This window comes from Metabacillus indicus LMG 22858 (genome assembly GCF_000708755.2).
In the GTDB taxonomy this organism is placed as follows: Bacteria; Bacillota; Bacilli; order Bacillales; family Bacillaceae; genus Bacillus_P; species Bacillus_P indicus.
This window is the reverse complement of sequence record NZ_JGVU02000002.1, coordinates 1,653,053-1,668,259: the sequence shown is the minus strand read 5'-3', so window position 1 is coordinate 1,668,259 and position 15,207 is coordinate 1,653,053. Positions and strand designations below refer to the sequence as shown.

Genomic DNA, 15,207 nt, shown 5'->3' with positions numbered 1-15,207 from the left:
CTCTCCAGAAATGCATGGTACTAATCACTTAGGCGCCGGACCGAAAAAGTGTTCGGTCTAGTGAAATAGTACGAATGAAAGTTTACTGAAAATTCCTTCTATTTAATCAAGATTGTTCCCTTGATATTCACATATAATGGAAGTAAAACAAGCTTCTGGTTTTATTGATTTGTACAAGCAAAGAGAAGCAATATATCTTGTACCTGAAGTCGCGTGCCGAATTTATTACGGCTTTAGGAAGGTGATCTTATGCTGCAGACTGTAATTGTAGCGTCATTGATTGGGGGGTTAATGGGACTGCTTGGACATGTTAAAAAGAAGGGAAGGATGGAAAAGCCAAGAATGACCAAGCGTTTTATCTACCTCGGTTTCTGGGAGGATATCGCAATGGGCACGACCGCATCGATCCTGCTCGTTTTATCTACAGAACCTTCATCCTCATTTCAGCTTGTCGTGCTTTCTATTATCGCTGGTTACAGCGGGGAGGCCGTACTTCGGAGTTTTGACTTTGTCAGACAGCAGCAGGACAGCATTGAACAGCCTGTAAAAGACAATGAGCGCCAAGCGAAATAATCTCCAAACCATCTCACACCTTATCTCTCAACAACCTACACTTCTATTAAAAGCATGATTTTCCCGCATTCCTGCCCATTTCATAAGTTTTTACAGCGAACAGCTTGCAACCGTGGTTTAAATTCTATAAAATACATGTATAACTTTATGATTTTGAACGGTGATAAGGATTAGTAACAGACTGCGGATGCTCAGAGAATTGACGGACGGTGAGAGTCAATCATCCAATGCCTGCGAACTCGCCTTTGAGTTACGGATGCGAACTGCAGGGCAGCCTGCACGGTAATGTCTGTCGTGATCCACGTTACGGATATCAAGTGAGTGCCGTATGGCGCTAAATTGGGTGGTACCGCGGGAAATAAACCTCTCGTCCCTTTCGGGGACGGGAGGTTTTTTCTGTTTTCTCCGTTTAACAATCCAAAACCCGTTCAAACTGAATTAGTAGAAACAGCGCACCAATCAGAGGAGGATAATGATGAATTACAAGCACGAAAAAATCGAGAAGAAATGGCAGAACTACTGGCTTGAAAATAAGACGTTCAAAACAACGGAAGATGCCGGCAAGCCTAAATTTTACGCACTTGACATGTTTCCGTATCCATCAGGGGCGGGCCTTCATGTCGGACATCCGGAAGGTTTTACAGCAACTGACATTCTTTCCCGCGTAAAACGCATGCAGGGATATAACGTCCTTCATCCGATGGGATGGGATGCATTCGGTCTTCCTGCTGAGCAATACGCGCTTGATACTGGGAATGACCCTGCAGAGTTTACAGCCAAAAACATTGATACGTTCCGCCGTCAGATTCAAAGCCTCGGATTTTCATATGACTGGGACCGTGAAATTAATACGACAGATCCTGAATACTACAAGTGGACACAATGGATTTTCCTTCAGTTATATAAAAAAGGTCTTGCTTATGTTGATGAGGTAGCGGTCAACTGGTGTCCTGCACTTGGAACCGTCCTTGCAAATGAAGAAATCATCGACGGAAAGAGCGAGCGCGGAGGCCATCCTGTTGAACGCCGCCCGATGAAACAATGGATGCTGAAAATCACGGCATATGCAGACCGCTTAATTGAGGACCTTGAAGAAGTTGACTGGCCTGAGAGCATCAAGGAAATGCAGCGCAACTGGATCGGCCGTTCTGAAGGAGCGCACGTTCAGTTTACCGTTGACGGACATGAAGAATCCTTTACTGTTTTCACAACACGTCCGGATACGCTCTTTGGGGCGACGTATGCAGTCCTTGCTCCCGAGCATGCTTTAGTTGATAAAATTACAACAGAAGACCAAAAGGATGCTGTAGCAGCTTATCTTGATAAAGTAAAAAGCAAGAGTGATCTTGAACGGACAGATCTTGCGAAAGAAAAAACAGGAGTATTCACAGGTGCGTTTGCTGTTAACCCTGCAAACGGCGAAAAAATGCCGATCTGGATTGCAGACTACGTTCTTGTAAGCTACGGAACTGGCGCAATTATGGCTGTTCCTGCACACGACGAGCGAGACTATGAATTTGCAAAAATGTTCGACCTGCCGATCAAAGAGGTTGTTGAAGGCGGCAATGTTGAAAATGAAGCTTATACAGGCGACGGACAGCATGTGAACTCTGATTTCCTCAACGGCTTAAATAAAGAAGAAGCCATTGAAAACATGATTGCATGGCTTGAAACAAACAAAAAGGGCGAAAAGAAAACGACTTACCGTCTTCGTGACTGGCTGTTCTCCCGCCAGCGCTACTGGGGTGAGCCGATTCCGATTATTCATTGGGAAGACGGCACAATGTCAGCAGTACCTGAGGAAGAGCTTCCTCTGACACTGCCGAAAACGACAGAAATCCGTCCTTCAGGCACAGGCGAATCTCCGCTTGCCGTTATTGAAGAGTGGGTAAACGTAACAGACCCTGCAACAGGCAAAAAAGGCAGACGCGAGACAAACACAATGCCGCAATGGGCCGGAAGCTGCTGGTACTACCTGCGCTATATTGATCCAAAGAACGCTGAGCACCTTGCAGATCCTGAAAAAATCAAGCAGTGGCTGCCTGTTGACACATACATCGGCGGTGCGGAACATGCGGTTCTTCATTTGCTGTATGCGCGCTTCTGGCATAAAGTGCTGTACGATCTTGGCATTGTTCCTACAAAAGAGCCGTTCCAGAAATTGTTTAACCAGGGAATGATTCTTGGGGAAAACAACGAAAAAATGAGTAAATCCAAAGGCAATGTTGTCAATCCGGATGATATCGTTGCAAGCCACGGTGCAGATACGCTTCGCCTTTACGAAATGTTCATGGGACCTCTTGAGGCTTCTATCGCCTGGTCTGAAAAAGGACTTGACGGAGCTCGCCGTTTCCTTGACCGTGTATGGCGTCTGTTCGTAGAAGATAACGGAGCTCTTAATGCAAAAGTGACTGACAGCCCATCTGACAGCTTAGAGCGTGTGTATCATCAAACCGTTAAAAAAGTAACAGAGGATTACGAAGGACTGCGTTTCAACACAGCGATCTCCCAGCTGATGGTTTTCATTAATGAGGCGTACAAAGCAACAGTTCTTCCAAAGTCATATATGGAAGGCTTCGTTAAATTGCTTTCACCGGTAGCTCCTCACCTTGCTGAGGAATTATGGGAAAAGCTTGGCCACGAAGGAACAGTCTCCTATGAAACATGGCCTGCATACGACGAAGGCAAATTAGTTGAGGACGAAGTGGAAATCGTTGTTCAGGTAAACGGGAAAGTAAAAGCGAAACTCCACGTTCCAAAAGACGCAACACGCGAAGAAATGCAGGAGCTTGCTCTTTCAGATGTTGACGTGAAAGAACAGGTTGACGGAAAAACAATACGCAAAATCATTGCCGTTCCTGGAAAACTTGTAAATATTGTAGCGAACTAAGAAAAAGCAGGCCACGGAGCCTGCTTTTTTCATTGCTTTGTCAAAGTGGTATGTCACACACATGCTTTGGTATAATAAACCCATCTGAAACAGAAAGGATGATTTCAATGAGAGAAATAACAACAGACGAATTACATAAAAAACTGAAAAGCGGAGAAACGCTGAACCTTGTAGATGTGCGCGAGGAGGATGAAGTGGAAGAAGGGATGATTCCTGAAGCAAAACATATCCGCATGGGAGAAATTCCTGAAAAGCTTGATCAGTTTGATAAGGACAAAGAATACATCATCATCTGCCGGTCAGGCGGACGCAGCGGCAACGTCTGCTCCTTCATGGAGGACAAAGGCTATAAAGTGACGAACATGGCGGGCGGCATGCTTGACTGGAAAGGCGACACAAAACGCAAAAGTGAATTGGCATAATTCCATTTCCCTGCTTCGGCAGGGTTTTTTTGTTGAATGAACAGCTAAAATAAAAACGCTATCATAAACAACATCCCTTAAAAATACACTTCAACTAAGGAGGGATGTGATATGTCTGACTATCACAAGCTTGATGTAACGGATCGCGTTGTCGCTAAGCTGCACGGGGAATTTATGGAGCTGTACATCGGAAAGGAGTATATCGGGAAGCTTGTCATAACTTCTGATGGACGGGAATATGAATTAGAAAGTGGGTTCATAATGGAAGAGGACAGGTTTTACCGCGTGTATGAACGGAACTGCGAGCTCCAGCAGCAATACGCGGAAGGCAATGATATGGGATGGTGCTAAATGTACAAGGTGGCCGTTTTTGATAAAGAGCATGAAAAAGACCTGGAAAAGGCAATCAATCAATTCCTGAAGTCGATTTCAGATGAGCAGCTTGTTGACATTAAATACAATGTGTCGGCAGCCTGCGATCAGAACGGGGAACAGCTTTATTGTTTTTCAGCCCTCATTTTATACAGAACCTAAAAAGGAAGCCGCTATAAACTAGCTGCTTCCTTTGCATATTGTGCGGCATTTTTTCCGGCAAGCCTGCCGGTTACAAGAGCAGATGTAATGTTGTAGCCTCCTGTGTAGCCGTGGATATCAAGGATTTCTCCGCAAAAATACAAGCCGTTCATAAGTTTTGACGCCATTTCTTTTGGATGGATCTCCTTAACCGATACTCCGCCTCCGGTTACGAACGCCTTGTCGATAGACAGCGTCCCGTGGACGTTAAACTGAAATCCTTTGCAGTCCTGTATGAATGACCGCCATTTATCCATCTGAAGATTGGCAGCCGGCAGATTCGGGTCTATTCCGTTTTTCTCAAGGAGAAACAGAAGGTATCTTTCAGTCAGGAATCCTTTCAGCACGTTTTTAACGGCTTTCTTAGGTTCTGATTTGAAGAGCTTGACCGTTTCCTGAAAAAGCTCTTCTTGGTTCCGGTCCGGAAACGAGTCGATGCTTACGGGAATAGCCGTGGTTTTGAACTTTTTCATCGCTTTGACGACGTATTGGCTGCAGCGGAGAACAGCCGGTCCGGAAATCCCGAAGTGGGTAAAAATCATGTCCATCTGGTGCGTTTTGATGACCTTGCCTTTAGGATTCAGCACGCTCAGGGCAACATTCCGGAGAGAGAGGCCCTGTAGCGTTTTTTCCTGAATGAAATGTTCATTGGATGTTACTGGAACTTCTGTTGGAAAAAGCTCTGTAATGGTATGTCCTGCTTTTTCAGCCCAGGCATATCCGTCTCCTGTGCTTCCGGTATGGGGAACGCTTTTGCCCCCGACAGCAACCACAACCGACTGTGTTTGAATATATTCGCCGTTTTTTAACCGCACACCGGCGGTCTTGCCGTTCTCGTACTCGATCGTTTCCACTGGATCGTTTGTACGGATTGTCACACGCAGCTTTTGGAGTTCATTAAGAAGAGCATCAACAACAGACTGAGCTTTGTCTGTGACCGGAAACATCCTGCCGTGGTCTTCTTCCTTCAGCTGTATGCCAAGCTTTTCAAAAAAGCGGATAATATCCTCATTGCTGAATTCTGAGAATGCGCTGTATAAAAATCGTCCGTTTCCGGGAATATGTTTAACAATCTCATCAACCGGGAGCCTGTTTGTGACATTGCATCTGCCGCCACCTGAAATTGCAAGCTTTCTGCCGAGTTTATTTCCTTTATCGAGCAGGAGGACGCGTGCTCCTTTTTCACCTGCCGCAATCGCTGCCATCAGGCCGGATGGACCGCCTCCGATAATCACTACATCAACCTTCATGCTTTCACAACCTTTTCTTTCTGAAAAAACCTTTTCTCTCCCTATTATAGCGGAATCACGTGAAATGCCAAATCCGCCTTTTATTGTTTTATAAAGAATATAAGGATGTTGATAACCTTACAAGGTTATCAACGTCTAGCTTCAGCGCCTAGATCCTCTGTCAGAACAAATCCGCCAAAAAAGGCGGGACCCGGACTTTTCCGTCGGATTCTTATCTGCCTGCCGGATCTTACCAAGGCGCTTCCGCTTTTGTCATGCACAAACATTCTTGTTATAGGTCTCTAATGTGTTAAAATAGAAAAGTTGAATCTTCAGAGAGAAATTGGTGATTTCATTCATGTCGAATAAATTATTGCGGGGAACACTCGTATTAACGCTTGGCACCTACATATCAAGAATTCTTGGAATGATCTACATTATCCCGTTCTATGCGCTTGTCGGAAAAGACGGCGGGGCCTTGTACCAGATAGGATATGCGCAGTATGCCGTTTTCCTCGGCATTGCGACCATGGGATTTCCCCAGGCGGTTTCAAAATTTGTATCAAAGTATAATTCCATAGGAGATTACGCAACAAGCAGGAAAATGTTCCGAGTGGGCATCTCGGTGATGTTCTTAACGGGAGTGCTTGCGTTTATCATTCTCTATTTTCTGGCGCCGGTTTTGGCTGAAAGCTCGCTTGGGCAAAGAGAGATCGGCAATACAACGGTTGACGATGCCGTGCTTGTCATCCGCATGGTCAGTCTCGCCTTAATTGTCGTGCCGATCATGAGTCTTATCAGGGGATTTTTCCAGGGGCATCAGTCAATGGGGCCGACAGCTGTTTCTCAGGTTATTGAACAGATTGTAAGAATTGCCTTCCTGCTCGTGTCAGCTTACCTGGTTTTGAAGGTATTTGACGGCTCGCTTGTAACGGCAGTCGGCTATTCGACCTTCGCTGCATTTGTCGGAGCCATCGGAGGCCTGCTTGTGCTGTTTGCTTACTGGCAGCGCCGCAAACACGGTCTTGAAGCTATGAGGGAGAATGTGGTTCCTTCTGAAGACATGCCCGCAGGACGCATGTTTAAAGAGCTTTTTTCATACGCAGGGCCATTTGTCTTTGTTGGACTTGCTATCCCTTTATATACGTACATTGATACAAATACGTTCATTAAATCGATGGTTGAGGGAGGATTTAAAGAAACGGCAACAGGTATATTTTCAATTGTTGTCTTATATTTGCCAAAGCTTGTGATGATACCCGTATCACTCGCGACAGCATTTGGACTGACGCTTGTACCGACGATTACAAGATCCTTCACCGATAAGAATATGAAGCTTGTGAATAAGCAGATTGATCAGGCCTTTCAGATTATCATATTCCTCACACTGCCTGCTATTGTCGGGCTGGTGATACTGTCAGAGCCTGCCTATATGCTGTTTTATGAAAACGATCCGGACGGGGCACTCTTGCTGAGATGGTTCGCGCCTGTAGCGATCCTGTTTTCTTTCTTTACCGTAACAGCAGCCGTTCTGCAGGGAATCAACAAGCAAAAGCTTGCTGTTATTTCCCTTTCACTTGGACTGATCATTAAACTTGCTGTGAATGCTCCGCTCATTGAGGCGTACCAGGGTGTCGGATCCATTCTCGCAACAGCGCTTGGGTTCGGTGCATCTATTCTGTACAGTTTTGCAATGATCCGCCGCCACGCAGGCTATTCATTCAAGCTGCTGTTCAAGCGCACCGTCTTTATCGGAATTCTGACTGCTTTTATGGGTCTGGTCGTGTCAGTCACCCAATCCGTTCTATCTATTTTTATTGAATACTCTGATGGGAAAATGCAGTCAGTCATCATACTGCTGATTGCGATCGGTTTAGGAGCAGCTGCATACCTGTACGCAGCGCACCGCTCTCACCTGCTCGAGAAGCTGCTCGGCAGCCGTTTTTCCTTTTTAAACCGCAAGAAGAAGGCTGCTGAATAAGCCTTCTTTTTTCAAAGCTCTAGAAGAAAAAAAGAGGACTGCTTACAGCGTAATGTAAGCAAACCTAGTGGATTGCAGCGGAAGGAACGGCATACTTCCAGGATTCGAATATTCGCAATTTTAAACTTTACCGCAAAAGGCAGGTCGTAACATGAGAATCGATAAATTACTTTCAAACATAGGGTACGGAAGCAGAAAAGAAGTAAAGCAGCTTCTGAAGACAGGTGCTGTAAAGGCTGACGGCAAGATCATCAAGGATGCCAAAACACATGTTGACCCAGCGGTTCAGGCCGTGACAGTACACGGTGAAACAGTCGAATATAAAGAGCACATTTACCTGATGCTGAACAAACCGGCCGGCTTCCTGTCGGCCACAGAGGATTCTGTCCAGAAAACGGTTATTGATCTGCTTGAAATGAACGATGCCGTCTACAAGCCATTTCCTGTAGGACGTCTTGATAAAGACACAGAGGGGCTTTCGCTCCTTACAAACGACGGCCAGCTGTCACATCAGCTGCTTTCTCCTAAAAAGCACGTGCCAAAAACGTACTATGCGAAAATTGAGGGACACGTCACAGAAGAAGATGCGTCTGCTTTCAAAGAAGGTGTAGAGCTTGATGACGGGTATGTCACAAAGCCTGCCCGCCTTGAGATCATCGAAGCAGGAGAACGGTCAGAGATTCATATCACAATCACTGAAGGAAAATTCCACCAAGTAAAACGGATGTTTGAGGCAGTCGGCAAAAAAGTAGCCTATCTGCAGCGCATCAGCATGGGCCCGCTTCATCTGGATGAGAGTCTTGAACTCGGAGAATACAGAGAGCTGACGGACGAAGAAGTGGAAGCTCTGAGGAATGCTGAGGCCATAGAACTGTAAATGCGAAGAAAAAAACCAGTCGCCAAAAGGGCAGACTGGTTTTCTTATGTATGCAATTTTAAAATTTTTTCCGGAATCAGCGGCTTTCTAGGAAGACATTTTTCTAACCTTCTTCTGTGTAATTGTCCATTTGCCTCTGCTTGGGCTCCGAACGAGGTCATTATACGCTAACACATTTAAATCTCTTTGAATGGTTCTCGGTGTAATACCAAATTCGTCGACAAGCTGCTGAGTTGTAACAGTACCTCTTTCATGGATAAACATGTAGACAGATTTGATACGAGTTAGCATACGGTTTGTTGAAGGTTTCAAAAAACCACTCCTTATCATTTGATCGTATGGCATAGCCTACTGCAACCTACGATGTCCCCTACTGCAGATGTTACTGTACTAATTTAATTTATGAACGCTACAACAATATTTTACACGATTTCGACATCATCATACCAGCGAAAAGCTAGAATTAACAAAATTTTTACATAGTTTTAATCTTGTTACAAGCTGATTGGTTCTATATTTCTTATTTTACTATATGTGATTAATTCTGAATAGTATGACATTTTTATGTGTATAAAAAAGCACCCATATCTAGTATGGATGCTTTTGAAGTGTTTTATGAGCGGCTTTTAATGTCCCCCGAGGAACACGAGCTGAATGAAGAACAGAACGGCAAAGATATAAACGAACAGGTGAACATCTCTCCATTTTCCTTTTGCTATTTTCATAAGCGGGTAGGAGATGAAGCCGAGCGCTATGCCTGTTGCAATGCTTGATGTGAGCGGCATTGCAATAATGACAAGGAAGGCCGGGAAAGCTTCGTCGAGTTCGTTCCAGTTAATTTTCGCAATGTTGCCCATCATTAAGCTTCCTACGATAATCAGGGCAGGAGCTGTGATGGCTGCTATGCCTGAAACAGCTCCTACAAGCGGGCTGAAAAATGCGGTAAGCCCGAACAGGACGGCAACGGTCAATGTAGTGAGTCCTGTTCGTCCTCCGGCGGCAACGCCTGCAGAGGATTCAATGTAGGCAGTCGTCGGACTTGTGCCGAACATAGCGCCTACAGTCGTTGCAGCAGAGTCGGCAAGAAGGGCTTTGCGTGCATTCGGCAGTTCATTTCCCTTCATAAGACCGGCCTGCTGGGCAACGCCGATCATTGTTCCTGTTGTATCAAAGATTGTAACCAAAAGGAATGAGAAAACAACGGCGTAAAGGCCATTTGAAATCACCTGTCCAATGGCATCGGCCGGGTTCAGGACCATAAATCCTTCAGGCAGGCTCGGTACAGAGACAAAACCATTTTCAAATGAAAGTTCTCCGGTGAAATAGGCGATAATTCCAGTAATGATCATCCCAAAGAACAGGGCACCGTGAACATTCAGGCTCATAAGAAGCAGGGAAACAGCAAGCCCGATCAGAGCAAGGATGACAGGAGGTGAAGAGAGATCACCAAGCGTCACAAGATTTTCAGGATGGTCTGTTACAATGCCTGTCAGTCTGAGGCCGATGAAGGCGATAAACAGCCCGATTCCCGCTGTGATTCCGTATTTCAGGTTAGCCGGTATGGCTTCAATCAGTTTTTTGCGAAAAGGCGTCAGCGATAAAATCAGGAAAATGAGGCCCGCCACAAAAACAGAGGCAAAGGCAACTTGGTAGCTGACCTGATGGCCGCCGACAACCGAGTAGGCGAAGTAAGCGTTGAGACCCATTCCGGGTGCAATGGCAATCGGGTAATTTGCAGCAAGCGCCATCCACAGCGTTCCGACAATGGCCGCAATGATGGTGGCTGTAAACACCTGGTCGAATGGAACGCCTGCATCTGCAAGAATGATCGGGTTGACAACCACGATGTAAACCATCGTCAGGAATGTTGTAATTCCTGCAAGTGCCTCTGTGCGCACCGTTGTTTGATGTTCTTTCAGTTTAAACATAAGTAAGCCTCCAATTTGTAATCTGTCGCGCAGCCTGGCTTCAGCTGCTGTCATGAGAAAGGTCCCTTGAATACTGGGACCGCTGTTGAATAATCGGCATCTGCCTTTTTATGCGCTGTCTATCGGCAGCAGAAGCAGAATGAGTGATAAGTGCACTTGATAAACGAACGTTTTCACAAAACATTTATTATATTATTCGTTTTTAGGCTGATTTGCAAGAGTTTTTGTTTTTTGTTTAAGCTTAGTTTCTCCGTGCAGCGCTTTCTTATGTTTGCATCCTTTGGTATCTTAACTAAGTAGAGGTACGATGAAAATGATCATGAAAAGAGGTATGCAAATGGAATGGATGCAGGAAGTACTGAAGAGAAAAGATCAATTTACTGAAGATACTCAGGAATTTTTGCGGATTAAGAGTGTGCTTGATGAGAAATCAAAAACAGAAGGCGCTCCATTTGGAAAAGGCATACATAAAGCTTTAACTCACATGCTCCAAAAGGGAGAAAAAGACGGGTTTACGGCCAAAAACCTCGACGGATACGCCGGACACCTTGAAATGGGACAGGGAGATGAAATTGTAGGCATACTCTGTCATGTCGATGTTGTACCTGAAGGGGACGGCTGGAGCAGCGATCCTTTCGGAGCAGAAATCCGTGACGGGAAAATTTACGCGCGCGGGGCGATTGATGATAAAGGCCCGACTATGGCAGCTTATTATGCCATGAAGATTGTGAAGGATCTTGGGCTTCCACTGAACAAGCGGGTCCGGATGATTCTTGGAACAGATGAAGAAAGTGACTGGGGCTGTGTGGAGCACTACTTCAAACATGAAGAAATGCCTGCCCTCGGTTTTGCTCCAGATGCAGATTTCCCAATCATAAATGCCGAAAAGGGAATTATTGATGCAAAGCTTTCTTTCCATTTTGATAAAGCGAGCATCAGCAAAAATGGACCAAAGCTTCTTTCTTTCAAGTCAGGAAGACGTTTTAACATGGTGCCGGATTTTGCCGAAGCGATCGTTCAGACAGAGGATGCAAAACCCCTCTCCGAAAAATACAGCAGCTACCTGTCCCAGTATGAGATCAAAGGCAGTGTTTCAGAGGAGAATGGCACCCTCAAATTAACTGCTGAAGGAATTTCCGCTCACGGAAGTCTTCCGCATACAGGCAAAAACGCAGGTCTTTTGCTTGGGCTTTTCCTTGCTGAAGCCGAGCTTGATCATAATGGAAAGGTTTTTGTGAGGCAGATGACCGCCTTTTTCAGCAATGATACGAGAGGCGAGAAAATCGGCATTCAATGTGAAGACGAAGTAAGCGGAGAATTGACAGTCAATCTCGGCATCATGTCATATGACATCAAAGATGGCGGAGAGCTTGGGGTAAATATCCGCTACCCTGTTACAGCAGATTCGGAAAGGATTGAAGAAGGACTCAAATCGATTACTGATTTTCACCTTACCTCCTTCAGCGACTCAAAGCCGCATTATGTAGAAGCAGAGCATGAACTCATTCAAATGCTTAAAAAGGTTTATGAGGAGCAGACTGGCGAGAAGCCTGAACTGATTGCCATAGGGGGAGGAACGTATGCCAGGTCACTTAAAGCCGGTGTAGCTTTCGGCCCGATGTTTCCTGGAAGACCGGATGTTGCCCATCAAAAGGATGAATATGTCATCATCGATGATCTTCTGAAGGCAACGGCCATTTATGCCCAGGCCATTTATGAACTGGCAAAATAAGATTAACGAAACGCTTTTCATGTGGTAGGATGTTTGAAGAAGCTTTTAGCCGCTCCCTTTTCCGGGAGCGGTTTTTAGCAATCAAATGACAGGTGGGGAAAGAAGGCTGCTGGTTTGGATTATTCTCTTCAAAGAGAACACCGCATGACGCGGGTTTCGTTCTGTTCGTTTTATTTTCTCATGTTTTTTGCCATAGGTTCTCTGTTTCCTTTATTGCCAGTTTATTTAAAGGACAGTGTGGGACTTTCAGGAAGCCAGATTGGAATCATTATGAGCATCAGCCCGGTTGTTATGATTTTAGTTCAGCCGCTGTGGGGGGTATTAAGTGACATCACGCAGAAACCGACTGTTTTACTGACCGTCGCTTTGACGCTTGCCGGACTGTTTGGGATTGTATTCTCACTTCTTGACGGCTATTTCTGGCTGATTGTGATTGCTCTGCTGCTGGCGGTTGTTCAGAGTGCTCTGATTCCTTTATCCGACAGCATTTCAATGAATTATGTCCACAAGACCAAAACGGAATACGGTTCCATCAGGCTGTGGGGAGCTGTTGGTTTTGCAGTTGCTGTCATGGCTGTCGGCCAGCTGTCTGAACACTATTCTCTTCACGTGATTTTTTATTCTTTTGCACTCGTGCTGTTTCTGGCCATTTTCTTTGCAGCTCAGCTGCCGAATGAAAGCAGAACGATGCAGATCAGCATCCGTGACGGCATAAAAGAACTTGCGAATGTTCCAAGGTATTTTCTGTTTCTATTTATAGCATTTCTTGTTCTCGGCCCTATTCTTGCCAATAATATTTATTTCGGTATTTTTGTCGCTGATCTTGGCGGCGGGCTGACCGGTATCGGCATTGCATTTTTACTTGCGGCGGGCAGTGAAGCCCCGTTTATGAAGTTTGCAAGCAGCTGGATCAGGCGCCTCGGCATGATGAACATCCTGGTTATGGCAACATGCATTTCATGTCTCAGATGGTTCCTGTATTTCTTTGAACCGCCACTTGGGGTTGTGTATGCCACAACGATTGCACAAGGGTTTTCTGTTGGATTGTTCATTCCTGCTGCCCTCCAGTATGTGAGAGAGCTTGCTCCTGTTTCTGTAGGGGCAACGGCGATTTCTCTGTATTCATCTGTCGGCAACGGGCTGGGAAACTGGTTTTGCACGTTTTTTGGGGGCCTTATCCTTGAAGGGTATTCGATTCTTCATGTGTATTTATTCTTTGGAACGATGTCCCTTATTGCGCTTGTCATCCTTTGTGTGATGAAGCTGAATCAAAAAAGAGCTGTTCCGGTTTAATCCGGAGCAGCTCTTTTTCTTAAGACCTATTCTTCTCTGAATACATCGCTTGATAAATACCGTTCACCTGTATCGCATGCGATGCAGACAACAACATCATCCGGTGTCAGGCGTTTGGCAACTTCAAGGGCGGCAAAGCAGGCTGCCCCTGAGGAAGGACCGACAAGGATTCCTTCTTCCGCAGCAAGTCTGCGTGTGATGTCGTACGCTTCAGCGTCCTGTATTTTAAAAATTTCATCGTAAACATCCTGATTTAAAATGTCGGGAATAAATCCGGGGCTTGTGCCGACAAGCTTATGCTTGCCTGGCTTTCCTCCTGAAAGGACCGGGGACCCGGCCGGCTCTACAACATGCACGGTCAGATCCGGATAATGCTCTTTGAGTGTTTCGCCGGTGCCTGTAATGGTCCCGCCGGTGCCTGCCGTTGCAACGAATGCAGTAAGCTTTTTCCCGATCTCATCCATTGCGGCAATAATCTCGGGTGCCGTTGTTTTGCGGTGGGCATCAGCATTTGCTTCGTTTTCAAACTGCATGGGAACAAAGCTGTCAGGGATTTCCTCTGCTAGCTCGTTTGCCTTTTTTATAGCACCGGGCATTTTTTCGTCGCCGGGTGTAAGCACAACTTCTGCACCGTAAGCTTTAAGCAGATTGATGCGCTCCTGTGTCATCGTATCAGGCATAACAAGAATGGCTTTGTATCCTCTTGCTGCCGCATTCATGGCAAGTCCAATGCCTGTATTCCCTGACGTTGGCTCGATAATCGTTGAATGTTCGTTTAACAGGCCTTGCTTTTCGGCCTCGACAATCATATTAAAAGCAGCTCTGTCTTTTACACTGCCGCTTGGATTGAAGAACTCAAGCTTAAGGTAAACCGCAGCCCCGTCTTTTGGATTCAGGCGGTTTAATTTTAAAAGAGGTGTATGGCCAATTAAATCTGCCACATTTTCTACAACACGCATGATTATTTCAGCTCCTTTAGTTGATATAATAGCATATCCTCTGTTTGCCTTCCCAGCAATCGATTTTCATGAAGCGAGGCGCTTTGGTTCTATTCTTCCCGCAGACTTTGATAAAATGAAAAAAGTGTCTGCACAGTTTTTGCATGGAAGCTTACGAGCAGAGCCATACTCTTAGCAAACAGACGGGAAAGGAACCGTTATGACAACACAAACCCATTATTTTATTGGAATATCTGTCCCTCAGAATGAAGCGGAAATGCTGACTGCAAAAACAGAAGGGATGAAGAAGCTGTTTAAGTCCTGGGTTCATCCTCTGGATTATCATTTGACGCTCGCTTTTTTGGGGCATCCTGATTCCGCTGATCAACTGCAGGCCGTCATGAAGGAACTGCACACAGCTCTTGGCGAGTTTCCTTCATTTCACCTGTCAATCAGTGGCTTCGGCACATTTGGGAGAAAACAGGCTCCCCGGATTTTCTGGGCGGGTACGGAAAAATCAGAGCCGCTAGAAAAGGTGAGGGAAACGGTATACTCCGTGTGCCGGAAACACGGTTTCGCACTAGATGAACGTCCATTTGCCCCTCATATCACGATTGCGCGGAAATGGGCGGCAGATGAAGACTTTCAGGAAGGGATGCTTCCGGGTCATCCGGTGTCAGCCTTTCAGGTTTCAAAAATCAATCTGTTTCAGACCAAGCTTGGGGAGGTCCCCAAGTACCATACAATTGACACTGTCTTATTGCGCTGATG

The 15,207-nt window shown here is 45.7% G+C and carries 14 protein-coding genes and 1 other annotated feature; of the genes, 10 read left to right on the top strand and 4 right to left on the bottom strand.

Annotated elements, in window-relative coordinates:
• The first annotated feature begins 249 nt into the window (after positions 1-249).
• The 5 genes from AZ46_RS11815 (at position 250) to AZ46_RS21755 (ending at position 4,419) form a co-directional block, all read left to right on the top strand.
• Positions 250-573: a DUF4257 domain-containing protein gene (locus AZ46_RS11815; RefSeq protein ID WP_029278889.1), complete on the top strand. Its 324-nt coding sequence runs from the start codon at positions 250-252 to the stop codon at positions 571-573.
• Positions 574-724: 151 nt separating this feature from the next.
• Positions 725-951, top strand: a binding site (T-box leader).
• Between the two features lie 97 nt (positions 952-1,048).
• Positions 1,049-3,463 (top strand): leucine--tRNA ligase, encoded by a 2,415-nt coding sequence (gene leuS, locus AZ46_RS11810; RefSeq protein WP_029278890.1) that lies wholly within the window; start codon positions 1,049-1,051, stop codon positions 3,461-3,463.
• A 98-nt stretch (positions 3,464-3,561) separates the two neighbouring features.
• Positions 3,562-3,885 carry a rhodanese-like domain-containing protein gene (locus AZ46_RS11805; protein WP_029278892.1) on the top strand — a complete coding sequence of 108 codons (324 nt, stop codon included), beginning with the start codon at positions 3,562-3,564 and terminating at the stop codon, positions 3,883-3,885.
• 111 nt (positions 3,886-3,996) lie between these two features.
• Positions 3,997-4,236, top strand: coding sequence for a DUF2553 family protein (locus AZ46_RS21760; RefSeq protein ID WP_029278894.1), 240 nt, complete (start codon positions 3,997-3,999; stop codon positions 4,234-4,236).
• A complete protein-coding gene (locus AZ46_RS21755; RefSeq protein ID WP_029278896.1) occupies positions 4,237-4,419 on the top strand; it encodes a sporulation protein Cse60 in 183 nt (60 codons plus the stop codon).
• Between the two features lie 11 nt (positions 4,420-4,430).
• Here the strand turns inward: AZ46_RS21755 and AZ46_RS11790 are convergent, their stop codons facing one another.
• Positions 4,431-5,708 (bottom strand): BaiN/RdsA family NAD(P)/FAD-dependent oxidoreductase, encoded by a 1,278-nt coding sequence (locus tag AZ46_RS11790; protein ID WP_029278902.1) that lies wholly within the window; start codon positions 5,706-5,708, stop codon positions 4,431-4,433.
• 337 nt (positions 5,709-6,045) lie between these two features.
• Between AZ46_RS11790 and AZ46_RS11785 the strand changes: the two genes are divergently transcribed.
• Complete coding sequence (locus AZ46_RS11785; protein WP_029278904.1) at positions 6,046-7,668, top strand: putative polysaccharide biosynthesis protein; 1,623 nt, start codon at positions 6,046-6,048, stop codon at positions 7,666-7,668.
• A gap of 151 nt (positions 7,669-7,819) precedes the next feature.
• Positions 7,820-8,545, top strand: a complete 726-nt coding sequence (locus AZ46_RS11780) for a pseudouridine synthase (RefSeq protein ID WP_029278906.1) — start codon at positions 7,820-7,822, stop codon at positions 8,543-8,545.
• Positions 8,546-8,632: 87 nt separating this feature from the next.
• Here AZ46_RS11780 and AZ46_RS11775 read toward each other — a convergent pair whose 3' ends face one another.
• Together AZ46_RS11775 and AZ46_RS11770 are read right to left on the bottom strand one after the other, a co-directional pair.
• Positions 8,633-8,857, bottom strand: a complete 225-nt coding sequence (locus AZ46_RS11775) for a DeoR family transcriptional regulator (protein ID WP_029278908.1) — start codon at positions 8,855-8,857, stop codon at positions 8,633-8,635.
• Positions 8,858-9,171: 314 nt separating this feature from the next.
• Positions 9,172-10,473, bottom strand: coding sequence for an NCS2 family permease (locus tag AZ46_RS11770; protein WP_029278910.1), 1,302 nt, complete (start codon positions 10,471-10,473; stop codon positions 9,172-9,174).
• Between the two features lie 337 nt (positions 10,474-10,810).
• Between AZ46_RS11770 and pepV the strand changes: the two genes are divergently transcribed.
• Together pepV and AZ46_RS11760 are read left to right on the top strand one after the other, a co-directional pair.
• Positions 10,811-12,205 carry a dipeptidase PepV gene (gene pepV / locus AZ46_RS11765; RefSeq protein ID WP_029278912.1) on the top strand — a complete coding sequence of 465 codons (1,395 nt, stop codon included), beginning with the start codon at positions 10,811-10,813 and terminating at the stop codon, positions 12,203-12,205.
• Positions 12,206-12,319: 114 nt separating this feature from the next.
• Positions 12,320-13,498: an MFS transporter gene (locus tag AZ46_RS11760; protein WP_029278914.1), complete on the top strand. Its 1,179-nt coding sequence runs from the start codon at positions 12,320-12,322 to the stop codon at positions 13,496-13,498.
• A gap of 26 nt (positions 13,499-13,524) precedes the next feature.
• Here AZ46_RS11760 and cysK read toward each other — a convergent pair whose 3' ends face one another.
• Entirely contained in the window at positions 13,525-14,457 is a 933-nt protein-coding gene (cysK, locus tag AZ46_RS11755; RefSeq protein WP_029278916.1) for a cysteine synthase A, read from the bottom strand.
• Between the two features lie 199 nt (positions 14,458-14,656).
• Here cysK and thpR point away from each other — a divergent pair, with 199 nt between their 5' ends.
• Positions 14,657-15,205 (top strand): RNA 2',3'-cyclic phosphodiesterase, encoded by a 549-nt coding sequence (thpR, locus tag AZ46_RS11750; RefSeq protein ID WP_029278918.1) that lies wholly within the window; start codon positions 14,657-14,659, stop codon positions 15,203-15,205.
• Positions 15,206-15,207 lie beyond the last annotated feature (2 nt).